Below are 26,691 nucleotides of genomic sequence, written 5' to 3'. Positions count from 1 at the left end.
AGCTTGCCCCTCACCCCGACCCTCTCCCCGAGGCGGGCAGAGGGAGGCCAAGGAGGATGCCGATGGCGAAGAAACTGCATGCAATTGGCCACGCGCACATAGACCCCGTGTGGCTTTGGCGCTGGCCGGAGGGCCTCGAAACCATTCGCGCCACGTGGCGCTCGGCGTTGGAGCGTATGAAGGAGTATCCCGATTTTCGTTTCTCCGCGAGCTCGGCTTGGTTCTACTGCCTGATCGCAGAGGCGGACCCGCAGATGTTCACCGAGATCCGCGAGCGGGTGCGAGAGGGGCGATGGGAGATTGCGGGCGGGTGGTGGGTGGAGCCGGATGCTAACATCCCCTGCGGCGAGTCGCTCGTAAGGCAGGCTCTGTGCGGGAAGACGTACTTCGCCGAGAAGTTCGGGGTGGATGTGCGAGTCGGCTTCAACCCGGATACTTTCGGCCATCCTGCTACGCTACCTCAGATACTGGCAAAGTCGGGCTATACCACCTATGTGTTCATGCGCCCCAGACCTAACGAGATGGACCTACCACCGGTGTTCACGTGGCGCGGCCCGGACGGGTCCGAAGTGTTAGCGATAAGACTGTACGACTACAACTCGCCGTGGATGGCGGCATTGGACCAGTCGGATGAGACCGACTGGTTCGAATACTACGAGAACACCCTGCACCATGCGCACTCATGGGATGGCGACTACGCCCTATGCTACGGCGTGGGCGATCACGGCGGAGGGCCTACCAAGCGGCACATCGAGTTTCTCCAGCGAATGCGAGCGGAGGGGAAACCGGTGGAGTTCGGAACACTATCGGGCTTGGAGCAGTCCATACGTGACAGCCACATCGAACCTACGGTCGTGCAGGGAGAACTGCAGTACCACGCACGCGGGTGCTACTCGGCTCACTCCGAAACGAAGCGTCAGAACCGAAGGGTGGAGCACCTGCTGATGGCTGCGGAGCGCCTCTCCTGTGCGGCCTACCTCGTTGTGGGTAGGGAGCCACAAGACCTAACAGTAGCATGGCAACACCTGCTGACCAACCAGTTCCACGACGTGCTGGCAGGCACCAGTCTTCCTTCGGCTTATCAGGACTCGCGCGACATCTTCGGAGCCGCGGCCGGCCAGGCATACAAGGAGATGGTGCTCGCCGGGCACACGATCGCAGGACTGGTTGACACTCGTGGCGAGGGCGAGGCGCTGATAGTATTCAATAGCCTACCGTGGCCGGTCCGCACACCTGTCGAGGTGGAAGGGCTCGACCCAGCACTCGCGGATGAGAACGGCAATCCAGTACCGATTCAGGAAGTGCAGAGCGAAACGGTAACACGCAGGAAGCGAAGTTGCTTCGTGGCCGATCTCCCCCCACTGGGCTATCGCGTGTACCGCAAACTGGCGCGGGGCGAGCCAGACATCGAGCTAACGGTAACACCCTATTGCGTAGAGAGCGAGCGATGGGTGTTGGAGTTCGACCCGCGCAAGGGTGGGTTGGTAAACCTGCTCGACAAGGAGCATGGGGTCGCTGCACTCAGCGGTCCTGTCGGCTTGTGCGTGCTGGACGATCGGGGCGACACGTGGGGACATGGCTACGACTCGCTCGGGTCCACCATCGGGCGGTTCGATGGCGCGGAGGTGGCGGTAGAGGAGCGAGGACCGGTGCGGGCCTGCCTGCGTGTCGAAAGTGCCTACGGACGGTCAATTGCCACACAGCGATGGTATGTGTATGCAGATCTCGACGTTATAGAATGTCGCCTGTCGGTGGATTGGCGCGAGCCGCGAAAGGCGCTCAAGTTAGTCCTTCCACTCGCCCTGGGCGAGCCTACTGCTACCTATGAGGTGCCGTACGGTCACGCATCGAGACCCTGCGATGGCACGGAGCAGCCTGGCGGCCAGTGGGTGGACTTGAGTGGCGCGGCGACTTCCCTCGATGGTTCTAGCATGCCATACGGACTCGGCCTGCTGAACGACGGGGTGTACGGGTTCGATGCGGAAGGCGCTGCTATGCGTGCGACTCTCCTGCGCAGTCCTATCTTCGCGCACCACCACCCTACCGAACCCGATGCCTCGCAGCGGCACCGCTATCAGGATACCGGCAGCCATGAGTTCGTTTTCCGACTGGTACCCCACGCAGGCACATGGCAGGAAGCGGATCTGCCGCGTCTGGCATGGGAGCTGAACTGCCCACCCTTCTGTGTGAACGAGTATACGCACGCCGGCACGCTTCCGGCCGTGTGGGCGGGGCTCTACGCGGAACCTAGCAATATACTACTTTCGGTGCTGAAGAGAGCCGAGGACGGTCAGGGGCTGGTAGTGAGAGGCTACGAGACTGCCGGCATTGCCACCGGCGCACGAGTCGCACTTCCGTCGGCGGGTGTCGAGTGGTGTGTGGCATTCGGCCCCCACGAGATCCGCACGTGGCGGGTGGATGTGCAGTGCAGGACCGTCGAAGAAGTGGACCTGCTCGAGCGAGTAACGTAGCTCGGGCAACCAGCGGACACGTCACTACGCCAGTCGGGTCTGGTACTGTGTCAGGCTCGGATTCAGGTTTCTGGATTCCCGCCTCCGCGGGAATGACAACTACTGAGTGAACTGTGTGTGATATGTCATTCCCGCGGAGGCGGGAATCCAGTATGGTTCTTGTTGGTACCTAGCCCCGCCCGACAGCAGGCAATCGCCGGGACGGTGAAACTACCCGTGGTGCCCCGGCGCGGTCCTTGGGTTCGTGCCATGACTTCAGCGGAGGCCTGTTGGCGGACGCGGGCCAGGGCATAGAGGCTACTTGCCAGCGGGGAGGGGGAATCCAATGCGGGGCGCATGGCAGATGTATGAGCCAGCAGCGAAGACGTTGACTAGGAATGCAGCAGTTGCCTTAGGCGTTCGCGGACGGCACGTTTGGCCTCGCGCGCGGCGCCGTCGGAACAACCCAAGGCATCCACGATCGCTGCGTTCGCGTCCTCTTCGCCCTCTTGAAGCAGTATGCGTGCGATAATGCGCTGCCGATCGGTGAGCGATCCCATCTTAGTCGTCAGCCGCGTCATCACCGCTTCGGCCTCGATCTCACCTATCACCGCGCGCTCCCAATCTTCCTCTGCCGAAGGGTCGCAGAACCGGCCGTCCCACGAAGGCTCGTCCAGGCTTACCACTTCAGCTCGGGCGCCCCGCACCGCAGCCTTTCGCGCCGCGCTCAGTGCCAAGTAGGAGGCTTGCTTGGCCACCAGCGCGCGAAAACCGGCATAGGTGCCTTGCGGCGAGAAGCAGTCGCATTTCTCGGCGCCGCGCCATACCCGCTCGAAGGCTTCGGCGACGACATCCTCGATCTCGTCACGAAGTTTGGGGAACTCCCGCCACAGCGTACGCGCCAGGTGGCTGCGCTCTGCGCGCACCAGGTCGTCCATAGCGCGCCGAGCGCCCTCACCGCCCGCACGGATCGCTGCGGCTAAGGACGCATATCTGGACTCTCCTATTTCACCCATCAGCTACTCCTCAGGTCTCCCTCCGTTCCGCCGGCGCTAGTCGCCGATGATGTCTCCGTCCTTCTTGGAGATCTCGACCTGCTGCCAAGAGGAGTAGTCCGTGTCGGGCTGAGCGAACGCCAAGCAGACGCCCGCCCAAACGACGACCGTGGCAAGAATCAAACGCAAGGCTTTCATGGTGGCCTCCTTAGCCTGCATGATACTTCACCTTCAGCGCGATGTATTTCTCTCTCGCGTGAGCGACCAACGTGTCGAAGCCTTCCATCTCCGCCGCCTGCTTCAAAGCGGCGGCCGCCTCGTCGGCATTGTCCAGGACGTGGTGGATGCCCCAAAGTTCGAGCAGCCAAGGCAGATTCTGCGGCATCAGGGCCAGCGCCCGGCGGGTCAGACTTGCAGCCTCCACCAGCTTGTCTCTGGAATGTGCTCCGACTCCCCGCTGCGCATACAGCTCCGCCAAGTTTCTATACGCCGGAGCGAGCACAGACGCCGCCTGATCGAGGGTCAACCCGGCCTTCTTGCGAGCTTCCTCATCGGCAATGAGCGGCTCGAAGCGGGTGATGAGTTCCTCGAGGATGCTCTCGCACTCGCGCCAGGCCTCCGCAGATGCCTCGTGAAGGTAGGCGACCGCGAGGTTCTGCTGCGCGGGCGCGTAGTCCTCGATCTCGAGGCAGCGTCGGTAGGCGTCTATAGCGTCCAGCACACGATCCTCCCGAAAGGCTCGGTTCCCCTCCCGGTACTCGCGCAGTGCCTCCTCGCTCTCGGGGGCCGGATAGACGCGCTTCCACTCGTAGTCGGTCTGCGTCTCGAACCGGCTTTGGAACTCGGCAGGCAGCGGCTCCTCGTCCACGGGTCGGCCTTCCCGCACCGCGAACTGAGCCGTATAGCTGTCTCGTACTCTCTCTGCACTCGGCACCGTGGGTTCATCCTGCTCGCACATTCGTGCTTCACTCCTTTAGACGGGTCGCCATGGCGATTCGTCAGGTCCGTCGGTCGATTCCTCGTGCGACGCTCCACTTTGTGCTCTGCCCTTGCCGTCCAGCACCTGGCGGATCGCGTGGGTGAGCGAGGCGCGGGAGAAGGGCTTCTCCACGAACGCAACCGCCCCGCCGGCCATCAACTCTTCCTTGGCTTCGACATGGTAACCGCTGGCTACCACCACCGGGATTTCCGGATAGAGTTCGCGAAGGCGCATTAGCACCTCGTCTCCCGGCATTCCGGGCATCATCAGGTCCAGCAGGACCAAATGGATTCGGCCGTGCGCTCGGCTCAGCACCGAGAACGCTTCGGCCCCTTCCTCTGCCTCGAACACCGTATAGCCGCAGTTCTCCAGCAGCTCCCGAGTCAGGTCGCGCAGAGCTTTCTCGTCGTCTATCACCAGGATGCCTTCGTTGCCGGGCACACACTCGCGTGGCGCAGCCACCGTAGCCTCGGCGGCCTCCTCGGATATACGAGGAAGGTACACGGTAAACGTGGTTCCGACTTCCGGAGTGCTTTCGGCCGTGATCCAGCCCCTGTGATTGCGAAGAATCCCGTACGCAACGGACAGCCCCAGCCCGGTGCCCTGCCCCACATCCTTCGTGGTGAAAAATGGCTCGAATGCACGCTCTAGCACTTCCGGCGTCATCCCGATGCCGGTGTCCGAGACGGCGATCCTTACATACGGCCCCGGCTGAAACCCGCGGCCGCTCGGCAGCGACGCCTCGTCAACCTCCGTCTCACCGCACTGGATGGTCAGCAAGCCGCCGTCCGGCATAGCATCCCTCGCGTTTACGCATAGGTTGAGCAGCACCTGCCCGAGCTGCACAGGATCGGCAGCCACGTAGAGGCGACCCTCCGGCTTCTTCTGTTCGATCCGGATGTTCGGAGGCAGCGACTGCCGCAGAATGTCCAGCGTCTCACTTACTGCCTGACACACGTCCAGCACTTCGGGCCGCGGCGAGTTTCTGCGCGTAAAGGTCAGGAGCTGACGAGTGATCGCGGCTGCACGCTCAGCAGCATTCTGGGCTGCGACGAGACGCCTGCGGCACGGATGCTCGGGCTCCAGCTCGGCGAGAGTCAACTCCACGTTGCCTATCATCGCGGTCAGCAGGTTGTTGAAGTCATGGGCAAGCCCCCCCGCGAGCGTGCCGACCGCTTCCATCTTCTGTGCCTGGTGGAGCTGCTCCTCGAGCAGTTTGCGCTCCGTCTGGTCTAGCAACATCAGGTCGTAGTACAGAACCTGGCCCCGGGCGTTCAGAACGGGGACTTGGCGTACCAGGGCCCATTTCAGCTTACCGGTCTTCGAGAGGACCCGCACCTCGGCTTCCACGGTCCTACCGGAACCTTCCTCGCGAGCCCGTTGAAGAGCATGCTGCGCGCCGGTATCCGACGTATGGAACACGAGTTCGCAGGCCTTCGCAGGGCCCATGGCACGGAGTTCGTCCAGGCTGTATTCGGTCAATGTCTCACACTGAGGGCTAAGGTACAGGAACTGCTCATCGGGAGAGATCCGCACGAACGCCGTACCCTGCTGCTGTACTAGGTTGCGGTAGTGCTCTTCGTGTCGCAGCCGCTCCTCTTCTGCACGCCGCACCGCGTCTACGTTCGTAAAGAGCAACGCAACTCTCCGCTCCGGCATGGGCGAGACCCGCACGCTGAACCACGATGGTCGGTCAGCTACCGTTAGCTCGATCAGAAGATTGCTCGCAACTCCCTCCTCGCGCGCTCTGTCGATCGCGCGCTCCAGCACCGCCCCCACATCATCCGGTGACAACTCGAGGAAAAGCCTCCCGTGCATTTCAGAGGAAGTGAAGCCAAGCAGCGTCTCGGCGGCAGGGTTGGAGATGACGACGCGTGATTGCTCGTCGAGCAGAACGAGTGCGTCCGACACCTGCTCCCACAGCTTCCTCGCCTGCTCCTGGGCGCGACCTAGCGCCTCATCGGCTACCACACGGTCGGTCTGGTCTACGCCAACGAACACATACACATTACTGTGGGTCAAATCGGATAGCACCACCGAAGACCACGAGATGTGCTTTCGCTCGCCGGATTTGGAGACGAGTGCCACCCGGAAATCTCGAACGTTCCTGCCGCGGCGTTCCCACTCCGACAACACATGGGCGCGCTCTTCCAGATCCGGGTAGAGACGGTCGAAGCAGTCCGCCCGCCCGAGGATCTCGTCGCGAGAGTATCCCGTGACTCGCTCGCACTCCGTGTTCCAAAGGACGAAGGTAAGGTCCTCGGTGAACCCGTCTACGAGGACGGGAAGCGAGTCGGCAATTTGGCGAAACCGCTCCAGGAGTTCTTCCATCCATACCTCCACTACAGGGCAAGCAGACGAGAAGCAGTCTCCATGTCCTTGTCCCCCCTACCCGAGAGGTTGACGAGCACAGGGCCTTCCATCCGCCCGGCCTGTGCTCGGCAGTAGGCGAACGCGTGGGCAGTCTCCAGAGCAGGGACGATACCCTCCCGTTCCCCTAGCCAACGAAAGGCATCCAACGCCTCCTGGTCGGTGGCAGTCACGTATTCCGCCCGCCCTGTCTCTTTCAGGTAAGAGTGTTCCGGCCCGACGCCTGGGTAGTCCAGCCCGGCGGACACGGAGTGCGTGGGCACCACTTGCCCATCCGCATCCTGTATCAGATAGCTCGCCGAGCCGTGCAGCACACCGGGGGACCCGGCAACGAGCGTGGCAGCGTGTCGCCCCTTCTCGATGCCTTCTCCCGCTGCCTCTACTCCTATCAGCCGCACCGGATCGTCCAGAAACGCGGCGAAGAGGCCGATAGCGTTGCTGCCCCCGCCTACGCATGCGACGGCCGCCGACGGCAGCCGTCCTATCTTCTCCCGCATCTGAACCCGTGCTTCCTCTCCGATCACACGCTGGCTCTCGCGCACGATTTTCGGATACGGGTGGGGGCCCACGCAGGAGCCGATGATGTAGTGCGTCGTCCGCACGTTGGTCACCCAATCGCGCATGGCTTCGTTGGTAGCGTCCTTCAGCGTTCGAGTGCCGGCGGTCACAGGGACGACCTGAGCACCCATCAGCCTCATGCGAAATACGTTCAGAGCCTGACGGTGGACGTCTTCCTCGCCCATGTACACGACGCACTCCAGGCCGAACAGCGCGCACGCGGTGGCAGTGGCAACGCCGTGCTGCCCGGCGCCCGTCTCCGCGATAATCCTTCGCTTGCCCATCCGCCTCGCCAGAATCGCCTGAGCCAGCGCGTTGTTGATCTTGTGTGCTCCGGTGTGACACAGGTCCTCGCGCTTCGCGTACAGGTCGAAACCCAAGTCCTCGGACGCACGGTTCAGGTGGGTTAGTGGTGTCGGGCGGCCTGCGTATTCGCTGAGGTAGCCTCGTAGCTCTGCCTGGAACTCCTCGGTGGGCCAAAGCGAGTCGAAAGCTTCGGCCAGCTCGTCCAGGGCCGGTACGAGTGTCTCTGGAACGAATCGGCCGCCAAAGGCGCCGAAGCGTCCGCGTTCGTCGGGAAGGTATGTGTACGCCAACTCGAAACGATTGTACTCGCCGACAACCGAGCGGAACCGAGAGGGCCCCCATACGTGTAACTATTGGAGCGCGTTCTGGCATCTAAGGGGATGTGCCAGAATGCAGTTCGATCGCCATGGCCATTTCTGGGCAGGTCGCCGTAGACCGGGATCATAGCCTCATCGAACGGTGCCGCTCCGGCGACACCGCTGCCTTCGATGAGCTGTTCCGCACACACAAAGACAGGGTCTACTCGGTCTGTCTCGGCGTGATGGGCAACCCGGACGACGCCCTCGATGCCCTACAGGACTGCTTCTCGCTGGTGTATCAGAACATTCACCGCTTCGACGGACGGTCGCGGTTCGGCACGTGGCTCTACCGGATTGCGGTCAACTCGTCCATCCAATCGCTCCGAAAGGCGAAGGCCCGGCCGAAGACGGTGCCTCTCAGTGGCGACCTAGCCGTAGAGTCGCAGACCAACCGCTCGGACAACCACGACCCCGCTATCCTGAAAGCGTTGGCAGAGCTGGCTCCGCAGGATAGAGCTCTGGTCACTCTCTACTACTGGCAGGACCTTGCACTGCCTGAGATTGCCGAGATCGTCGGCTGCTCGCACGCCGCGGCGAAGACCCGCCTGTTCCGCGCTCGCGAGAGGTTCAAGGAGCTGTATCGCTCGCTCAACCCGGAGGCGGGACGATGAAGACGGACTGCCGCTTCAGCCCCCGCTTGCTGTGGGAATACGAGGAAGGCCTGCTGGACGAGCGCCGCCGAGTCGAAGTGGAGCGCCATCTGTCGGAGTGCGAGGCGTGCCGTGCTCGCGCGACGAGCGACCGAGAGTTATTCGCGAAAGTGAGAGCTCAGCGGCCTCTCGCCGCCCCTGAGACCGCTCGCCCGCCGAGGTGGGAGCCGCAACCTGCTTCCGGCTTGGCAGCACGTTGGCGTTGGCCGGCAACCGTGGCGGGGGTGGCGGTCTTGGCCTTTGTCGCTTTCGGCGTGTTTCGGATTGCCGGAGGACGAGGTTCCGCCCCCACGGGCAGCACGTTGGAGCACAGTGCCGCACCTAGCGCTCTGGAGAAGGCCGAGGCTGCGCCGACCGACGAAGGCAGCGTCGCCGAGCGGCCCACCACCGGCGTGGAAGCCCCGGTACCCGGCTCGGCCGGTTCGATGCGAGAGATGGAGCAAGCTCGCGAGTCGGTGCGGCCGCGCCCGGAGCCGAGGGTGAACCTAGGACGGGGCAACGTGTTGCCCCAGTCGAAGCCCCCCCCGCTTCGGGAAACCGAGGCGGGCACGGAGACCAACCCTTTCCTTCCGAGCACTGCCGGCACGCCACCTAGCGAGACACTCGGCGACGGCGGCCTCGTCGGCGGGTCTCGGGGCAGTGCTGGAGGAGGCTTCCGGGCTGCAGCAGACAAAACCCAGACTCAGGCTGTGGTCACCGCACTGACGGACGACGGCAAGGTGCTGGCAGTCGCTGAACTCGATGCTTCCAATCGAGTCTCCATCGTCGAACAGGACGGGACGAAGCTGTCCTTCGATCTGGGCAAAGAAAGAAAGTGGTCGGGGAGGCCCGCATACCTGGACCGATTGATTACCCTGAGCGAGACCGGCACGTTGGGTGTTCTCTCCAAGGCGATCTCGCAACAAGCTGCGGTCCCGGTCGAGGTGAGGGAAACAGCACAGAGCCAAGTCATCACCGTGCACCTGTCCGAAGTTCAGCTCGGGCTAGCCCTCGCCAACATCGCGTTGGCCTCCGAAACGGAGTGGAAGGCGGAGAAGGACCGCGTGGTGATCTCGCCGTTGATTACCGACCCCACAGTGGCGAAGGCCGGCAGGGGAACTCAGGAGCAAGCCTCCACGAAACAAGTCAGGGCGCTCAGCCAGCAGATGCGCGAAGGCAACCTGATGATGCAGCAGAGCCACTCGATGGACACTGTATGCCCTTGGTGCGGCCGCCCCCACCTTGGCCCTCTATGGCGCTACTGCCCCTTCTGCGGCCAACCCTTGAAGGGAAAACCATAACCTGCGCCGCAACTTAGGGAATCGGAGGGGCGTCCCCGTCGTCCGTGACATGTGGGAATAGCCTGTCGAGCGAATGGAAATACCCGACAGCGTGCTTGTCGAGCAGTCGCGCTCGGGCGACCGGGCAGCCTTCGAGCGGTTGTACCGGCGTTATGCCACCGGGGTCTTCGGATTCGTTCGCAGGATGTTGCCCCGAAGAGAAGACGCAGAGGACCTTACGGTGCAAGTGTTCGCCAAGGCGTGGAATGGATTGAATGCCCTGAGGGACAACGAGGCGTTCAAGACGTGGTTGTTCCGTATAGCGGTGCGCCAGGTACAGGACTTCCGCAAGTCCTCGCGTCCGACCGAGCCCATCCCCCCTCAGCTTCAAGACCCCACGCCAGGGCCCGAGTCGCAGGCGATGGAGCGCGCCCGCGCCGATGCACTTCACGGCGCGATTGACGCACTCAGCGAGGAGCATCGGCAGGTGATCAGCCTCTACTACGGCCAGCAGATGTCGGTGGAGGAGATCGGGCGCATCCTACGCCTGCCGAGAGGCACCGTAGTCTCTCGCCTCGCACGCGCTCGGGATGCGCTGCGCCGCTCGCTGTCGAGCGCGGTAGCGCTGGGCCCGGAGGTGACCGGCGATGCAGTGTGAGCGCATGCGCATTCTGCTTCCGGAGTACCAGCTCGGTGGGCTCAGCCCGCGGCTTCGCCGCTCGGTCGAGCAGCACCTCGCCACGTGCGTCTCCTGCGCGGAGGAACTGAAGGCACTGGAGGTGGCCGACACCCGTCTCTTCTCGACCCTGCGCGAGGAAGCGCCTCCCGATCTGTGGGCGCGCATCGAACCGCACCTGAAAGCCCCTCAGCCGAAGCGCACGTATCTCCTCCGGTACGCCTGGGCGCCCGTGGGTGTTGCTGCGCTGGCGGCGGTTGTCTGGTTGATGTGGCCGCGCGTCGTGCTGACCCCTACCGAGTTGGTAGAGGAGGACTTCGAGGTCGGCTACGAGCGCCAGCACGCCTATCTAGGCTGGAACGACCCACTCGCCGATAGGGTGCACCTCGGCCTGGTGGGGCTGGAGGCAACCGATGGCGATGCGCCTTAGCCTGGTCGCTGGATTACTCGCGCTGGTGGTGGGCGCCTCGGGCCAGAGCGCTGCCGAACGCTTGCGGCAAGCGGAGAAGGCGAGGACCACACTATCGTACACGGCACGTGTGCAGACCCTGGGCGCCGGCCAAGGGTCCAGGAGCACCGTGCAGGCGACGGTCTACCAGAAGGGCCCTCTCTCCCGAATCCTGTACGTGTTGCCCGGGGGCAAGCAGCGGATAGTACTGGACGACGGCAAACACCTGTACGAACTGGATGCCACGACGAAGACTGCCATCAAGGCCTCGCCGACCCGAGAACCCAGCCGCATCGAGACGTTGCTGGCCAACTACGATGTGACAATCACGGGCAAGGCCACGGTTGCCGGGCGGGAGTGTGACGTTATTTCGGTGCGCAGCAAAAGGGCGGGCAGCCCCTCGCGAAAAGTTTGGGTGGATAGAGAGACGGCCCTGATCTTGAGGAGCGACTCCCATGATGCATCTGGCCGGCTGACGGCACAGACCGTGTACTCTAGCGTTGACTACCAGGCCAAGCTCGCTCCGGATCTATTCCGCGTGCCACAAGGCTGGACGGTACGGGAAGTCGCCTCGGATACGACCCGGCACTACACGCGGGACGAGATCTCGCGAAGAGTGGGCTTCCGGGTGCCGGCTCCCACCTACATGCCACGCGGCTTCGTCTTCGATGGGTACCACCTATCGCAGTGCTCGGGTGGGGTGCCCTACTGCCTCGCGCGTTACGTGGATGGTCTCGCGTCCGTATCCATCATCTCACGCCACGAGGTGTGTCCGCAGTGCGGTAGGACGGCGACAGGCAGCGGAGCGCAGGGGAGAGGTCAACAGCACCGATACGGCCAAGGCAAGGGCAGGGGGCTCTGCGGTTCGCCGATGCGCACTTCGGCCAACGCAGCGGTCGTGACGAAGGACGGCGTGACCAGCCTCGTGCTCGGCGATCTGCCCAAGTCCGAACTGGACCGCATCGCCGCAGGCCTCAAGTAGTCCCTATCAGGGAATCGAATCCGCGCGCGGTCGTCCGTATGGGTGAAAGCGCAGAACGCAAGCGCAAGAGGAGGTAACGAGATGAAACGGTTTGTGGTGATCGGCCTGGCAGTGGTAGTGGCGATCGGAATGGGACTGGCCGCCGTGGGCCAGGGCAAGGGCCAAGGCAACGGGAACGGAGGCGCCCAGAGAAGCTGGGTCTGCCCCTACGGATACACCACTCCGAATCCTAACGCAGGCGGATGGTGGACCCGAGTGACGCCCAGCACCCCGGAGCAGCAAGCGTTCCTAGACGAGGTGATCCGGCTGCACAACGAGATTCGCACCGTGCAGTTCGAACTCGCGGGAACGACTGACCCGGCTCAGCGAGAAGTGCTGCTGGCAAAGCTGGATGCGCTTCGGAGCGACCTGCACGAACTGCAGCTCAACTCGCGCGACCTGAAGCAGGAGCTGATGCAGACCATGCCGCGCGGCCGCAATCGCGGCGGGTTCGGTATGGGGGCTGGACGCGGCCAGGGCGGCTTCGGACCCGGCATGGGCTACGGTCGCGGGACGGGAATTTGCCCGTTCGGTCGGGCTCCAATCCGGTGATTGCACCTCGATGCGCAGCGTCTTCGGCGTGGCGCCCGGCCGAATGGCCGGGCGCCACGCCCTTTGCGACTTTGGACTGCCACCCGATTTGTAGACATACATCCTCGACCGATAGAACAAGAAGTTACAAGCGTGTCCCCTATGAGGAAAAGAACTACTGCTCTGCCAACAGGTGGTGTTCGGTCGAGTCACCAAGACCCACGCCGCAGAGAGCACGACCTGTCGCCCAGTCTCCTGGACCGCTGGGCGTAGAGCTACAAAGAGAAGGGCATGGATGCCTTCACCCCGGACCGCTCGCTGAACTCGGAGAGCGCCTGGGAGTTCGAGGCGTCCTTTGCCCGCTGACCCGTCCTAATGCATGTCCACGATCAGGGTGGCAGTGCGCATGCCTCGTCACTGATCGAACATCCCACAGTGGTGTGTGGTAGCACTCCTGGCCATCGGCCCAAGCCGACGCTGCCAGGCCGGGGCCCATCCCCAACGCCCCGGCCCGCGTGCCGGCAAAGACGCGAACTAGCAGCCCTCCCCGGCTTTCCCGAAGTTGAGCAGCGAAATGGTGACGTCCTGAAGCGTAACCGTCCCATCCCAGTTCAGGTCTCCGACAATCCCGGGTGCGCCTGTGTTGCCAAAGTTCACGAGGATCGAACTGACGTCCGCAAGTTCCACGACATCGTTTCCATTCACGTCGCCATTGACAGCTGTCGGGAAGGTAAGTGTTGCGCCGCTCCAACCCATCGTCACGTTGCGGACCCAAACGGTGAGCCAGTTGGCGACCTTCACGCGGATGTGATACGTGCCAGGCCCGACGCCGGCAACGAAGAGATTCTCCTGACCGAATGCTAGCAGGCCGTCGCCGCCGTCTACACGCTCGCAAGTAAGGGTGTAGATCTCGAGCGTTCCAGGCATCAGCGTGCCGGGCGCGGCAAGACAGGAGTCCAGGGGAACCGTGAACTGGATGGGTTGCGCTTCGGCGCGCCCAGTCGTGCTCGCAATCGCTATACCGAGCAGCAGGAAGACAGCGGCGAGTTTGGCCGATAAAAGAGCCCTCATGTCTACTCCTCCATTTCTAGCAAAACAACACGGGGGGCCGCCTGGCGCAAAAGCGGCAGACGCCACCAGCCCTCGCCCATCATCTTATCACAACTTGCACCGTCTTGCCGGGAGTGTTACCGGAACAATCTGCCAAATGGGTCGGCTGCCTAGCGGACTAGCGGAAGCGATTCCGTATGAGGTTGCCCAGAAGGTCCACGGTCGGAATTCGCACGCCGATCCGGAACACGCCGGGGTCCCGTCGCCACACGATGTGCGGCTCCACACAGTGAACGGTCTGCCGGAACGCCAACTCGATGTCGTAGAGGTCGTTGCGGTCCAGGTCGTACTTGGCCAGGAAGGAAAAGGAGGTCTTTCCGAGCATCAGGTCCATGCGCCCGTGCAGTGCCCTCAGCTCCCTGGGACGATCCAGTTCCAAAGCGGCGTTCCCAGACTCGAACGTACGCAAATAGCTGAACCCCAATCGCAACCGCGGGTCCGGCTCCAGCACCAAGACCCCGGCTGGACGAACCCACCCATACTGGTCTTGACCGTCGTAGTCGTAGAGCCCTCCGTCCAGACGAAACCGCAGCGATGCGTTTGGAGCGATGTGCACGGGGCTGCCCGCGAAGACGCCTTGTACCGTGCTGCGCGATACCTTCTGCAGCGAGGGTTTCTCGGCGATCTGCCCATAGCGAACCGCTAGGCTCCCGAAAAGGGGCCCCCGCTCGATGCTCCACTGCGTGCCCAGCTCCCAGTTCTTCGAGATGATCACGTCGGGCTCTCGCCGAGCCGACACGGGCAGGTTGGTCGAGTTCTCGAAGAAGAGCACGAAGCGCGGGGTCCGCAGCCGCATCTCCTCGCTCTCCGGGCTCTCTACGGAGACGTTGTCTATGTAGGAGCTAGTGAAACGCTCGCCTTCCTCGGTGTCCGGGGTTCCGACAGCGCCTGCGGTGCGCGGGTCGAGCAGACTGTAGGACAAGATGCCTCGCCACTCGGGCAACGCACGTTGAAAGGTGCCGGTCTCCGCCAGGAGGCTGGTCTTCCGCGCAACTCGAAACTCGTTGCGCCAGGCGAGCGCCAACCCTTGGCGGCTGTTGTAGCCGATGGTGGGAGCGGTCAACTGGTTGGTGCGCCGGTCCAGCGGAACGCTTAGCCAGGCGAGCTGCGCCACCTGAACGCCTGCAATCGAAAGCGCCGCCTTGTACGCACGTGCCCGCGAGCCTGGACGGATGCTCACGCGGTCGAAGCGCACCGCGTAGTGTGCCGGCACCTCGGAGCACGTGGTAATCTCGCCGCGCATCGCGCTCCACTCGCCCCTACGCAACTCCAGAACCTCGGCACGAAGGTAGGCACCTTGCGCGTTCCCGTACACTCCCAAGGCGCGACCCTCCGCGGCCTTGTAGTGATAGAGCATCTCGGTTGCGTAAAGCACGCCGATGGGGTCCTCCACGAACACGCTTCCCCGCGCCATCAAGGTGCCTGCATCGGTGTCGACCTCGAGCACGTCCGCCGTGATGGAGGTCGGTCCGTACCGGAGCAATGGGTCGGTGAGAACGACCTGATAGCGGTTCGTGGCCCCAGGGTCGAGTCTCGTCGGCACCCACTTCGCGAGCGGTCCGACGATGGGCTGCCGGTCAGGCAGCGCCGTGATCTTGAGAGAAGAGTAGATGGCTTCGAAGGGCTCCCCGAGCGGCAGCTGCGCCCATGCACAGACGAGGACAAGGGACGCCGCAACCGCGATGCAGGTCCGGAGGAGCATAACCTGAGGTTCCACGGCGCCCCCCGCCCCCCTGCCACGGCCCTCATGCCTCCGCCGTTCGAGGTGGAGGCTCTCACCCTCTCCCCGTCTCCGAGAGGGCTGGGGTGAGAGGGTCCGTGCGAGTGGCTGCCCGGTGTCCCTATGCGATCTTGGCGACCCCTTAGCGAACCCCGTGTTGACACTCCGTGCCGTACCCCGGTGATGCCCTGCTGCGAAGCGGCTGCAGCACGCCGTCGGGATGGGATTTCACGCAGAGCCCGCAGAGAGCGCAATAAGGTCGTCTCGGCACAGTCCCCGGGCGGCAGAGTGCATGCACCTCGCGCGCAGGGTACACTGCTCCCGTCAGAGGTTATCTCCATGGAAGCGATCCCCGACCTCCTACAAGCGCTGTCCAAGGCTAAGCCACGCCTGGACGCTATCGGAGAACATCTTTGAGGTCTCTCGCCTAGAACGAGAGACCGAGGCGCTCGAGCGCCTGCAGCAGGAACCCGACTTCTGGTCCGACCCCACCAAGGCCCAAGAGACCGTCCGTAAGCTCTCCCAACTCCGCGGAAGGACCGAGCCGTACCGCGACCTGAGGAAGCGCTTTGAGGACATCGAAGAGCTCGCATCCCTGCTCGAGGGCGACGAAGACCCTGCTATGCGGAAGGAGCTCGTCGCAGGTGCCCGCCAGGTGCTGAAAGACCTCGACGCGCTGGAGATCCAGACGCTTCTCGGCGGCCCTCACGACCCGGATCCTGCCATCCTCACCATCAGCGCGGGTGCGGGCGGGACGGAGTCCTGCGACTGGGCCGAGATGCTGCTCCGCATGTACACCCGGTGGGCGCAGCGACGCGGTTTCAGCTTCGAGATAGGCGACGAAACGCCGGGCGACGTAACCGGGTATCGAAACGTCTCGGGCATTATCGAGGGCCCGTATGCGTATGGAAACTTGCGCTCGGAGCGCGGCGTGCACCGGCTGGTTCGCATCTCGCCCTTCGATGCGTCGGGGCGGCGGCACACCTCCTTCGCGATGGTGGAGGTTATCCCGGTGGTCGCGGAGGGCGAGGTGTCGATTCGCACCGAGGACCTTCGGGTGGACACGTTTCGCAGCAGCGGCGCGGGCGGGCAGCACGTGAACAAGACCGACTCGGCGGTGCGCATCACGCATATCCCTACGGGCATCGTGGTGACGTGCCAGAACGAAAGGTCGCAGCACAAGAACCGCGCGGTGGCGTTGCGCGTCCTAGAATCGAGGCTGGCGGAGCTGGAACGAGACAAGACAGAGCAGAAGCTGAAGTTGCTGAGGGGAGAAGTTCCGCCCGCCGAATGGGGACATCAGATACGGTCCTACGTTTTACACCCCTATACTATGGTGAAGGATCATCGGACCGGGTTCGAGACCGGAGACACGCTCGGCGTGCTGGACGGAGAGATCGACGGCTTCATCGAAGCGTTTCTCCGTTGCTCGGCATCGGGGGGCAAGGAGTGAGGAGTGGTTAGCAGGACGATCGTTACGATGGCGAGCTTCTGGGTGGCCGCGTTCGGTTGTGGGCAAACGCTGAGCCTCTCCGAGCCGGGTTCCGGGCCCAGCCCAGTCGCGCAGATGGTGGCCGACGCCATGCGGGCGGCGGCCAGTGCGGACGTAGCGTTTATCGCTGCGGGCTTTTTCGTCTCCGGCTCGCTCGACGGCCCGCCGAGCGCCGAGAAGTTGAACAAGCTGCTTGCCTATCCCGGCGAGGAGATCTACGTCCTCTCGCTTACCGGCGACCAGATAACCAAGGCACTGGAGCGCTCGCTCAGCCTGCTGCCGCAATCCAACCGCGCATTTCTTCAAGTATCCGGATTGAAGGTCGAGTACTCGGCCAAGGCGGCTGCGAACTCGCGGGTGAAACGAGTGCTGGTGGAGGGCAAGGCACTCGATGCCGGGAAGACCTACCGCGTCGCCATGCCCGCAACGCTCGCAAGGGGAGCCCTTGGCTACTTCACCGTGTGGCAGCGCGAACAGATATCGGAGCAGACCGGGGTAACCGTCGAAACGGCGGTGCGAAGGCTGCTGGACGGCAAGAGCACTTGGCCGCTCGGAGAGCAGGACCGCCTTGTCGGCGACTAGGCTGCTTCTGCTTTGCCTGCTCGCGACGCTTGGCGGGTGTGCCACCTCCGCGTCACCCCAGCAGGACGTCGAGAAGCCGAAGCCGGCCGCCGTCCCGAAGACCGACTTCGACGGCAAGCTGGCCTTCGAGATGCTGCGTAAGCAGGTGGAGTTCGGGCCGCGCGTGCCCGGCAGCGATGCGCACGCGAAGTGCTTGGAGTGGATGGTCGCCACACTCAAGCAGTACACCACGCACGTCGAGACGCAGCCATTCACCGGTACCTACAAAGGCAAGACGCTGCGCATGACCAATGTGATCGCTCGCTTCAACCCCGATGCGAAAAAGCAGGTGGTGATCGCCGCGCACTGGGACACGAGACCCACGGCGGACGAGGAACCGCGGCTGCAGTTCCGCAACAAGCCGATAGACGGCGCCAACGATGGCGCGTCCGGTGTGGCCGTGCTGTTGGAGCTGGCACGGGTGTTCTCGAAGCGTCCACCGAGCATCGGGGTGCAGCTCGTGTTCTTCGATGGTGAGGACCTGGGGCCTTCGATTGACAACATGCTGCTAGGGGCTAAGCACTGGAGCCAGAAGCTGACGAGTCCTAAGCCCGACTACGGCATATTGCTGGACATGGTGGGCGACAAGGACCTGCGCATCCCGGTCGAGGCATACAGCTACGAAGTGGCGAAGGACATCGTGAAGAAGGTGTACGGCATGGCGGAGCGACTCGGCATGTCTAAGACCTTCCCCTTCGAGCTAGGCACGCAAGTGATTGACGACCACGTGCCCATGAACCAAGCCGGCGTGCCGACGATTGACCTGATAGACTTCGAGTACCTCTACTGGCACACGCTGGAGGATACGCTGGACAAGGTGTCAGCCGACTCCCTTCACAAGGTTGGCACGCTGGTGGAGGCCGTGCTACGGGAGGAGAACTAGGCTCCTAATCCCTACCCATCGCGCGCTGGAGTTTGGACCAGGCGGTGCGGGCGTAGGCTTCGGCTTCCGCGATGGACCGCTGAGCGGCCACGAGGCGCGCCCGGGCATCCGTCACCTCGGCGAGGATGGCCTTTCCCTCCTGATACCGCAGGAGCGCAACCCGATAGGCTTCCGACGAGGACTCCAAACCCGCACGAGCCGCCCTCGACACAGCCGGCTGCGCCTGCCATGCCGCCCACGCTGCGGCAACCTCCGCCTCTACCGCTAGTCGGATTGAGCGCATCTCGGCATCCATCTTGCCCGCCATCGCCCTGGCCTCACCACGGGTCGCGCGGCGCTCGCCCCCGTCCGCCAGCGGGAAACTGACGACCAATCCGACCTTGGAGCCGGTTTCGCCCGCCATCCCCCTCGTGCCCATCCAATCCCCCATCACCATCAACGCTAGGTCGGGTCGGGTGGAGAGCTCCGCCAGGCGCGCCCGCAGCTCTTGCCCCTCGCGGGCGTGGCGGATCGCTGCGATCTCCGGCCTCGCCTCCGACTGCGCCAGAGCCTCTGCGAGAGATGCCGGTGCCTCCAGCGGGATGTCCCAGTCACCCAGTGCGAACATCTCCACCTGATCCATGCCCATCGTCTCGCGTAGCATCGCTAGCGCGGAGGCGGCTTCGGCCTCAGCCATCGCGAGCTCCCGCTCCATCTCAGCGGTATCGGCCGCAGCGCGAAACAGGAACGCCTCCGGCAGCTTGCCGGCCTCGTACTGCTCCCGCGTGACGCGCTCTACCTCGCGGGCGCTCTCCACTGCCGCCTTGTTCGCCTCCACGGTCTCACGACGCAGCAGCGCCTCCGCAAATGCTAGGCGTACAGACAGCGCGACGTTCTGCCGTACCACCGCCAAAGTCTCCTCCGCCGACAGCACCTCCTCCCGACCAATGCCTCGTGCCGCAGCTTCCCGCCCGAAGGACCAAGGACGCCACATCAGCGAAGCGTTCAGCACACCGCTCGAGCCGCGTTCCGTCCGCCAGTAGTTGATGGGCATCACCGTCGAGGCGAAGGTCATCGCCCCCTCGCCTGCGGTGCCAACTGCATTCAGCGAGACCTGCGGTACGTAGGGCACCTCGAGCATGGCCGCCCTCGCCTTCGCGCCCTGCACATCCGCCTGTGCCACGCTCAGCATGGGATGCAAGCGGACGGCTCGCTCAACAGCCTGGCTCACACTAGTGGTGGACTGCCCAAGGCTAACACCGCACACCAGCAGCGACACGATCATACTAACAGCTCTCATGATTGCTCCTCTATGGGTGGCAGCGAGGCCGGGTCCTCGCGCCGAATGCGTACTCGGAACCACCGCACGATGTCATCCACCAATGTGTGCATGATGGGTATGTCCAGAAGCGACAGCACTGTGCCGACGAGCAAGCCTCCGACGATCACCGTCCCCAGTGGTTGGTAGGCATCGAGACCGAACTTCGGCGAGAAGGCGATCTGCGACATGACGAGGATGGTGATCAGCGAGGTCATTAGGATCGGGCGCAGTCGCTGCGGACAGGCCCGCGCAACAGCCTCGTTCCGCGGTAGACCCTGCCGGCGATAGCTCATAATCATGTCGATCATCAGGATGGCCGTCACCACGTCCATTCCGCTCAGCATGATGACACCCAGAATGGAGACGGTGGAGAACGCCTGGTGCGTGAGCCAGAGCATGAGGAACACGCCGCTCAGCTCCAGCGGCAGACTTGCTATCATCTGCAACGGCTGAACGAACCCTCCGAACTGCGCCACCAGGATGAAGTACATGAGCACCAGCGCTACCAGCAGTCCGAGCAGCATGACGCGAAAGCTGTCCATCATCTGCGTCATGTCGCCGCGCGCCTCGATTCCGTAGCCCGGCGGCCAGTTCATCTCTGCTGCTGCGCGCATCTGCACGTCCATCGCGACGTCCATGCTGGGGCGTCCGTCCTTGCGGTAGTAGCCGTTCAGAGATATCACCCGACGCAGTTGGTCGTGTTCGATGGCGGTGGGTGCTAGGCGTTCCTCTACACTGACCAGTTCAGTGAGGGGTACCTGCTCTCCGCTCGCACCCGTGAGGTACACACCGCTGAGGTCGCTCGGGTCCTGCCTTTGATCCTCGCGATAGCGAACTTGCACGGTGGTAGGACGCTTGTTGTCGAGGCGATAGAACTCCATTGTGAAGCCGCCACGCAAGGCGTAGTATGCCTGTTCCGCGATCTCGTTGGAGGCGAGCCCATGCCTGGCAGCCTTCGCCTTGTCCACGATCAAGGAGTAGGTAGGTTTTGTCATCTCCCAGCTCAGGTAGGGTTGTGCCATGTCGGGCTTCCCCGTAGCTGGGTTGAGGCTCTTCTCCTGTGCGATGCGCAGAGCCTGGCGTCCCATACTGTCTAGCATGTGCAGGTCTTTGCCGTAGATGATCAACGAGACCGGAGCGGCCGCCGTAGCCATGACGTCCGAGCCCATCTCTTTGAGCTGAATTCGGCGGATGTTAGGTATTTCCACCATCGCTCTTTCGTGGATCCGATCCATGATGCTCCACACATCAGGGCGCCCAGAGTCTTTATCACTTAGCGTGATCATGGCGGAAGCGGAATTCACCTGTCCCATCTGGTACCCCGTGAAGTAGGCTCCGCCCGTGGTCATGCCGGGGCCGCCTTCGGAGCCGATCTCGAAGGCGGCTTGTCGGATCCATCCCTGCCTTCCCCCTTCCTCGATCATGATCTTCTCGAGCTTGCGTACCGCATCTTCCGTAGCCTCAAAGCTGGTGCCCGGCTGCATTTCCATCTGCAGGCTGGCCTGCCCCACGTCCGCGAGTGGCATCATCTCGGACCCGATGAAGTAATACAGCGCAAAGCCGAGGATGACGGTGATACCGATGCGGACGAAATTCGCGAAGCGATGCCTCAGCAACCAGCGTATTAGGCGCTCATACCCTTCCTCCAGCCCAGTCAACCACCTTTCGCAGCGCGCCAGCACCAGGCGGCTGAACCATGTGCGCGTTCGCTCGTCTGGCAGCACCATGTATCGTGAGCAGAGTACGGCGGTGAGCGTAATCGAAACGAGAGTGGAAGCGACGAGACCGAAGATGATAGGCCAACAGAGCCCCTCGAACATGAGCTGTGTGATACCACCGCTGACCATCGGTGGTATCAGCGCAATGACTAACACCGCGGTGCCAGCGATTATCGACCTTCGCACTTCCGCAATGCCAGCGATGGTGGCCGTGCGTCGGTCTTTGCCCATGCGCATGTGACGCTCCACGGCATGCACATCGAGAATCGCGTCGTCTACGAGTCGCCCGATAGCCACCAGCAGACCAATGAGCGTACTCGAGTTGAGACTCATGCCTAACGGCGCCATTGCCAGCACCGCCATGCCGAGCGACGTGGGGATCGCCGTCAGCGCGATGAGCGTCCCGCGAGTCTCACCGAGAAAGAACAGCACGGCCAGCGCGGTTAGTATGATAGCGAGGATCAACTCGTGGATCATGTTGCCGAACAACACGTCCACGAACGAGGCGTTGTTATACGCAACGGTCAGCGCGATACCCGGGTACTCCTTCTCCAACTCTGCCGCGGTCTTCAGCATAGCCGACACCGTCTGAGGCGACCCTGCGTCGGGATTCTGCAGGATGTTTATCAAAACACCCTTCTCGACCTCGTCACCGTGTAGATGGTGAAACGCGGAGCGATTCTCGATAACCGTGTCACGCACATCCGCCACGTCGCCGACGCGAACGACCTTATCACCCTCGGCCATGACGGGAAACGCTGCTACATCCTCGACCCCTCGTGCGAGGGTGTCCAGACGCAGTATTGTTTCCTTCGGGCCGGACGTAATCAGGCCGGCAGGCTTCGCAACGTTGTACCGGTCGATCGCTTCACGAACGTCGAGTATCGAGAGGCCGTACGATGCGAGTCGGCTGCGATCCACTTGCACCTGCATCTGCCGTCGGTACCCGCCGAAGGTGGATACGGTGTACACATTGCGATGCGCTGCTTTGAAGCGGTTCAGCAGTTCGTTGTCTGCCAGCTCTCTCAGGCGAGGCAGCGTCCAGCCCTTGTCGGGATCACCGGTCAGGCTGAAGGAGAGTACTGGCAGGTTGAGAGGGTCTACGCGTAGAATCCAACTGGGCTTCAGGTTGGCACCTGTCATCGGCAGGTCGGCCTGCACCATGTTCAGCAGGCTCTGGACCTCGGTCTGCGCGGCACGCATGTCCGATCCGTACGGGAACTCCAACACTACCATGCTGAAGCCCTCTTGGCTGATGGAGCGGATATAGCGCACGTTTTGGATGTTTACCATCCGCTGCTCGATGGGAGAGGAAAAATACGTCTCCATCTCCTCTGCGGAAAGGCCTGGCATCTCCGTTACGATGCCGAGCAACGGACTCTCCACGTACGGCATGAATCGGCGCGGCATGGTATAAGTCATAGCTAACGCGCCGAGCACTAACATCGCAAGATAGAAGGCCAGTACCGCGTATGGGTGGTCTACCGACCATCGTACGATGTTGAAGCCTTCATGGGGGGCCCCGGCCTGTTCGCTCATCGGGACGCCCCCGACTGCCTCTCGAGATCCATCTTGCACTCAGGGCAGGTGCCCGGCTTGTCGCTCTTCACCTCCGGGTGCATCGGGCACGCCCAAACCTCCTTTGGGGCAGCGGACTTCGGCTCAGAAGGGGTGGACTTCTTGACCAGATCCATCTTGCACTTCGGGCAAGTACCAGGCCCGTTGCTAGTCACCTCCGGGTGCATCGGGCACGCCCATAGGTCCTCCGGAACACGAGCTGGTTTCTCGGCCTTTGGGGCTGGCTTCACCGTGTGGCGATGCTCAGAAGAGTCGTGTGGCTGACCGGGTCCGGGAGACCCGTTGCCCGCGGGAAGTTGTTCTGGACCGTCGTTCCCCCATTCGGTGGGCTGTACCGGGGCCCCCTCGAAGAGGTCCTCGTGGCCGGCCCAAATCACCAGTTCCCCCGTTTTGAGCCCCGATGTGATGGCCGTGTACTCTCCGTCGGAGGGGCCGAGGGTGATCGGGCGCCTCGTTGCCACGTACTTTCCCTGATGCTCGCGAGGCACGAGGTCCATCTTGCATTTGGGACAAGTACCGGGACCGGGACTACTCACCTCTGGGTGCATGGTGCAGGTCCAGTCCGTCGGCTTCCCAGGCTCGCCCCGCTCGACCGCAAGCCACACATAGCGTCTGCCTTCTGCGTCCGTCCTGACGGCAGACGAACGGACGGCGAGCGAGTCGGCGATGCGCGAGGTTTGGACGCGTACCGAGACGAACATCCCGGGCATCAGCGCCCGGTCGGCATTGGACACGATTGCTTCCACGCGGTAGGTGCGCGTCTGCGGGTTCAGTACCGGAAAGACCGAGGTTATCTTCGCCTTTTTTCGAACGGGCCCGCTCGAGATCTCTACCCCGCTACCTACACGCACGTCCCGGCTGAGGGATTGCGGAAGGTCCGCTTGCACTCGTACTCGATCCACGACAGCGAGGCGCACGAGTGGGTCTCCCATCATCACGACGCTTCCTGGAGCAGCGACCCGCTCGGCCACCACTCCGGACGAAAGGGCCTTCACCGTGCGGTATGCTGCCATCGTCGCCATCGCTGTTGCATCCGAGCGTGCTGCTCTCGCCTCGGCTTGGAGCGCCCTGGCCTCCTCACGCGCCTGGTCGAGGCCTGCTTCCGCTCGGCTTATCTCTTCGTTCGCCTCGCGAGCCATCGCGGCGGCCTCCTCCACCATTCGTTGCGCTACGCTCATGCGCCGATCAGTCACCTCGATGCCCTGCTCGGCAGCCTTGGCCTTCGCACGCGCCGTTTGCAGCCGAGCGAATGCGGCGTCTCGCTCGCGCTCCGCCACCTGAAGGTCGTCGAGCGAAACTGCGCCGGACTTATGAAGCCTGCGCTCGCGTTCGTGCGCCTGCTCCGCATAGCGAAGCTCCGCTTGTCGCTCATCCACCTCGGCATCGGCCATACGGGCTTCCTCCGCGGCTTTCGCGCGCTCGGCGACCGCTGTGGCCAATTCGCTCTCGGCACGGAGCACAGCCTTGCTGGCTGCAACGGCTTTCGCTCGTGCGGCCTCGATCATCGCTGCGCGGTCGCGAATCAGCTGTTTGCTCGCCGAAGCCATTGCGGCCTTCGCCGCTGCCATTTGCCGGGCTGCACCGCTCTGGGCTGCGAGCTCCTCGGCGTCCAGCACGGCAACCACCTGACCGGTAGAGACGCGGTCGCCGGGGTAGACGGGGACCCTCACGACACGTCCGGCAACACGGGACACCACCACCTCCTCTTGTAGGGCAGACACGATGCCGGGATACTCCGACGTGCCTCCGAGCGCGCGAAAAGCTGCCTCTTCTACAGCGACCGGAAAAACGCCAGCAGGCGCCTTCATCGCTGTCATGTCCATCGCTTGAGCTTCCACGATGGTCATCGCCCCGGGCGCGCGCTGAGTACTCACGATCCAGCGAACAACCAGCACGCTCACTGCGAGCAGCATGAGCGTAATCCACTGACGGCGCAAGAACGCCAAACCAACTCCCATGTTCCTACCTCCAATTCTCTCTGTGCATAGCAGGCCGCCACCGGGCGCGAGGTGGGCCGTCGGAGCGAGCCAGCCCGGCGACACGAAGACGCCGAGATGATGGGAATGCTTCAGCAGACGGGGATTAGGCGGTGCACAACCCGCGCAGGGCTATGCGACGCGCCTAGGAGGTGATGGGAGGAGCACGGAGAGAGGGTTGCCGGTGCGAGGCAGCACTCGGCGGAGACGAGTCCGACGCGAAGGGGACGGGAACGCGCGCAACGAAGGGGATGAACACAACCAATGACGCGGCGGTGCAGTCCACGTGGGCGGCGGGGAGCGGAACGGGCTCGGTTATCGCGGGAACGCCGATCGGTAGGGCACGCATGCAGCGGCATTCGGGCCCTGGACCCGTAGCCCATCGTTGTGCGGCATGCTCAGCGTCGGAAACACCGAATCCGGCGAGGGCGCCGCAGCAACTCGGCTTCAGCGCCTGGTGCCTTGCGGCGCCGCAACCCATCTCGCAGCCACGCACCGCACACTCGGCTTCCGGCATGCGAGACGGCACGCTCGCCGAGCCCACGGCCAGCGATAGGAGCGCGAGTGCGAGAATGCGTACCGAGCGCTTCACCTTGACGAATATAGCATACTCCGCTCCACGCTTCGCAGTTCCCGAAGCTCGGCATGGCTTGGCGGAGCTAATCGCGGTTTCTTCGTCCCCACAGCGCCACGGCACGGGGGAAGTCGAGCTTCTCGTAGCGTGCGTGTCCGTCCGCATACGCCGTGGGGAAGCCGAGCACGGCAGTGCCCGGCGGGATGAACATCTCGAACGCCTTGTCGGCGGGGATGCCCTCGTGGGTGCTACCCCATGCCCGCTCCATCAGCAAGGGCTTGGTGGCTGTCGAAGCCACTGCCGAAAGCTTGTTCCCACACACGAAGTACATCTCTGGTGTGTCGCCGTTCTGTATCCACGGCGCGATGTCGCGCCCTGCCATGTACAGCGCCCACCAGATCAGTGCGAAGGGCGAGGCGGTCTCGTTGAACACCGTCATGTGTGCGCAGAAGTACATATAAGAGCCGCCGTAGTTGGCCTTCGGGTCCGAGCCGGGGCCTGTCACCGTCTTGCCCCCTATGCCATGCGCGGTGCCTCGATACACCCGCGCAGTTAGCGTCGGACACCGGAACGCATCGTCTCCCTTTACGTAGCGCCCAATCGCATCGGCCAGACACCACTTGTCTTCGGGGTGATCGTAACGCGATCCCCCTTCCACGAAGTGTGCATTGCCTTGGTCGCCTTGGGACTCGGCGGTCGGGAAGCGTTCGTCGAAGTCGGGAGCGTATAGCAGCACCGCCTTGCCGAGCTGGCCGCAGTTGCTGACGCAGGTTGTCTTCCGTGCTCCTTCTCGCGAACGGGCGAACACGGGGAACAGAATGCCTGCGAGCAGGGTGATGATGGCAACCACCACCAGCAGCTCGATCAGGGTGAAGCCGCGCCTACTTACCATATTGCTTCGCGGCCTCTTCCGCCTTGCGCCCGATTTCTTTGCGCTGCTCGGGAGTGAGCTGCTGCAGCTTGCCCATCGCAGAGATCATGGAGGGCTCCTTGTCCGGTGCAGTCTTGCGCTGTCCGAACCAGTAGTACGCCGCCACGGCACACAAGAGGACGCCAAAGATCACCAGTGCCGCAGTGACAGTTCCAACCTTCTGTCGCATCTCACTCCCCCTTCGCG

The 26,691-nt window shown here is 63.3% G+C and carries 22 protein-coding genes; 10 read left to right on the top strand and 12 right to left on the bottom strand.

Annotation, left to right across the window (positions count from 1 at the left end):
• Positions 1-62 precede the first annotated feature (62 nt).
• Entirely contained in the window at positions 63-2,471 is a 2,409-nt protein-coding gene (locus tag HRF45_00400) for an alpha-mannosidase (protein ID MEP0764990.1), read from the top strand.
• A gap of 371 nt (positions 2,472-2,842) precedes the next feature.
• On the opposite strand, the gene HRF45_00395 is transcribed toward HRF45_00400, so the two are convergent.
• From HRF45_00395 to trpB, 5 genes are read right to left on the bottom strand one after another with little or no spacing between them, the layout of a single operon-like run.
• Entirely contained in the window at positions 2,843-3,466 is a 624-nt protein-coding gene (locus HRF45_00395) for a hypothetical protein (protein MEP0764989.1), read from the bottom strand.
• Positions 3,467-3,502: 36 nt separating this feature from the next.
• Positions 3,503-3,643: a hypothetical protein gene (locus HRF45_00390; protein ID MEP0764988.1), complete on the bottom strand. Its 141-nt coding sequence runs from the start codon at positions 3,641-3,643 to the stop codon at positions 3,503-3,505.
• Positions 3,644-3,653: 10 nt separating this feature from the next.
• Positions 3,654-4,403: a hypothetical protein gene (locus HRF45_00385; GenBank protein ID MEP0764987.1), complete on the bottom strand. Its 750-nt coding sequence runs from the start codon at positions 4,401-4,403 to the stop codon at positions 3,654-3,656.
• A 15-nt stretch (positions 4,404-4,418) separates the two neighbouring features.
• The gene (locus tag HRF45_00380) at positions 4,419-6,755 is read right to left on the bottom strand and encodes a PAS domain S-box protein (protein MEP0764986.1); all 2,337 of its coding nucleotides are present in this window, start codon (positions 6,753-6,755) and stop codon (positions 4,419-4,421) included.
• 11 nt (positions 6,756-6,766) lie between these two features.
• Positions 6,767-7,948 (bottom strand): tryptophan synthase subunit beta, encoded by a 1,182-nt coding sequence (gene trpB / locus HRF45_00375; protein ID MEP0764985.1) that lies wholly within the window; start codon positions 7,946-7,948, stop codon positions 6,767-6,769.
• A gap of 116 nt (positions 7,949-8,064) precedes the next feature.
• On the opposite strand from trpB, the gene HRF45_00370 reads away from it, so the two are divergent.
• The 6 genes from HRF45_00370 (at position 8,065) to HRF45_00345 (ending at position 12,623) form a co-directional block, all read left to right on the top strand.
• Positions 8,065-8,628, top strand: a complete 564-nt coding sequence (locus HRF45_00370) for a sigma-70 family RNA polymerase sigma factor (protein ID MEP0764984.1) — start codon at positions 8,065-8,067, stop codon at positions 8,626-8,628.
• Positions 8,625-9,947, top strand: coding sequence for a zf-HC2 domain-containing protein (locus tag HRF45_00365; protein MEP0764983.1), 1,323 nt, complete (start codon positions 8,625-8,627; stop codon positions 9,945-9,947). The genes HRF45_00370 and HRF45_00365 overlap by 4 nt, the downstream gene beginning before the upstream one ends.
• Positions 9,948-10,020: 73 nt before the next feature.
• Positions 10,021-10,584, top strand: a complete 564-nt coding sequence (locus tag HRF45_00360; protein MEP0764982.1) for a sigma-70 family RNA polymerase sigma factor — start codon at positions 10,021-10,023, stop codon at positions 10,582-10,584.
• On the top strand, positions 10,574-11,032 hold the full coding sequence (locus HRF45_00355; protein ID MEP0764981.1) for a zf-HC2 domain-containing protein: 459 nt from the start codon (positions 10,574-10,576) through the stop codon (positions 11,030-11,032). The genes HRF45_00360 and HRF45_00355 overlap by 11 nt, the downstream gene beginning before the upstream one ends.
• Positions 11,016-12,032 (top strand): hypothetical protein, encoded by a 1,017-nt coding sequence (locus tag HRF45_00350; GenBank protein ID MEP0764980.1) that lies wholly within the window; start codon positions 11,016-11,018, stop codon positions 12,030-12,032. Before HRF45_00355 ends, HRF45_00350 begins: the two co-directional genes overlap by 17 nt.
• A gap of 81 nt (positions 12,033-12,113) precedes the next feature.
• Positions 12,114-12,623 carry a hypothetical protein gene (locus HRF45_00345; protein MEP0764979.1) on the top strand — a complete coding sequence of 170 codons (510 nt, stop codon included), beginning with the start codon at positions 12,114-12,116 and terminating at the stop codon, positions 12,621-12,623.
• A 513-nt stretch (positions 12,624-13,136) separates the two neighbouring features.
• On the opposite strand, the gene HRF45_00340 is transcribed toward HRF45_00345, so the two are convergent.
• Together HRF45_00340 and HRF45_00335 are read right to left on the bottom strand one after the other, a co-directional pair.
• Complete coding sequence (locus HRF45_00340) at positions 13,137-13,673, bottom strand: hypothetical protein (protein MEP0764978.1); 537 nt, start codon at positions 13,671-13,673, stop codon at positions 13,137-13,139.
• Positions 13,674-13,830: 157 nt separating this feature from the next.
• Entirely contained in the window at positions 13,831-15,429 is a 1,599-nt protein-coding gene (locus HRF45_00335) for an LPS-assembly protein LptD (protein MEP0764977.1), read from the bottom strand.
• Between the two features lie 295 nt (positions 15,430-15,724).
• On the opposite strand from HRF45_00335, the gene HRF45_00330 reads away from it, so the two are divergent.
• Genes HRF45_00330 through HRF45_00320 form a run of 3 tightly spaced genes read left to right on the top strand, consistent with a single transcriptional unit; the run spans position 15,725 to position 18,428 of the window.
• The gene (locus tag HRF45_00330; protein ID MEP0764976.1) at positions 15,725-16,885 is read left to right on the top strand and encodes a peptide chain release factor 2; all 1,161 of its coding nucleotides are present in this window, start codon (positions 15,725-15,727) and stop codon (positions 16,883-16,885) included.
• 3 nt (positions 16,886-16,888) lie between these two features.
• On the top strand, positions 16,889-17,506 hold the full coding sequence (locus HRF45_00325; GenBank protein MEP0764975.1) for a 5'-nucleotidase C-terminal domain-containing protein: 618 nt from the start codon (positions 16,889-16,891) through the stop codon (positions 17,504-17,506).
• The gene (locus HRF45_00320; GenBank protein MEP0764974.1) at positions 17,493-18,428 is read left to right on the top strand and encodes a M28 family peptidase; all 936 of its coding nucleotides are present in this window, start codon (positions 17,493-17,495) and stop codon (positions 18,426-18,428) included. Before HRF45_00325 ends, HRF45_00320 begins: the two co-directional genes overlap by 14 nt.
• A gap of 4 nt (positions 18,429-18,432) precedes the next feature.
• On the opposite strand, the gene HRF45_00315 is transcribed toward HRF45_00320, so the two are convergent.
• The 5 genes from HRF45_00315 to HRF45_00295 all read right to left on the bottom strand — a co-directional run bounded on the left by HRF45_00315 (position 18,433) and on the right by HRF45_00295 (position 26,674).
• Positions 18,433-19,707 (bottom strand): TolC family protein, encoded by a 1,275-nt coding sequence (locus HRF45_00315; protein ID MEP0764973.1) that lies wholly within the window; start codon positions 19,705-19,707, stop codon positions 18,433-18,435.
• Positions 19,704-22,985 (bottom strand): efflux RND transporter permease subunit, encoded by a 3,282-nt coding sequence (locus HRF45_00310; GenBank protein MEP0764972.1) that lies wholly within the window; start codon positions 22,983-22,985, stop codon positions 19,704-19,706. Before HRF45_00310 ends, HRF45_00315 begins: the two co-directional genes overlap by 4 nt.
• Positions 22,982-24,982 (bottom strand): efflux RND transporter periplasmic adaptor subunit, encoded by a 2,001-nt coding sequence (locus tag HRF45_00305; GenBank protein MEP0764971.1) that lies wholly within the window; start codon positions 24,980-24,982, stop codon positions 22,982-22,984. Before HRF45_00305 ends, HRF45_00310 begins: the two co-directional genes overlap by 4 nt.
• 677 nt (positions 24,983-25,659) lie before the next feature.
• Positions 25,660-26,466: a type II secretion system protein gene (locus HRF45_00300; protein ID MEP0764970.1), complete on the bottom strand. Its 807-nt coding sequence runs from the start codon at positions 26,464-26,466 to the stop codon at positions 25,660-25,662.
• Entirely contained in the window at positions 26,456-26,674 is a 219-nt protein-coding gene (locus HRF45_00295) for a hypothetical protein (protein ID MEP0764969.1), read from the bottom strand. The genes HRF45_00300 and HRF45_00295 overlap by 11 nt, the downstream gene beginning before the upstream one ends.
• Positions 26,675-26,691 lie beyond the last annotated feature (17 nt).

Source organism: Fimbriimonadia bacterium (genome assembly GCA_039961735.1).
In the GTDB taxonomy this organism is placed as follows: Bacteria; Armatimonadota; Fimbriimonadia; order Fimbriimonadales; family JABRVX01; genus JABRVX01.
Note: the sequence above shows the minus strand (reverse complement) of the source record. Positions and strands in the feature narration are given on the sequence as shown.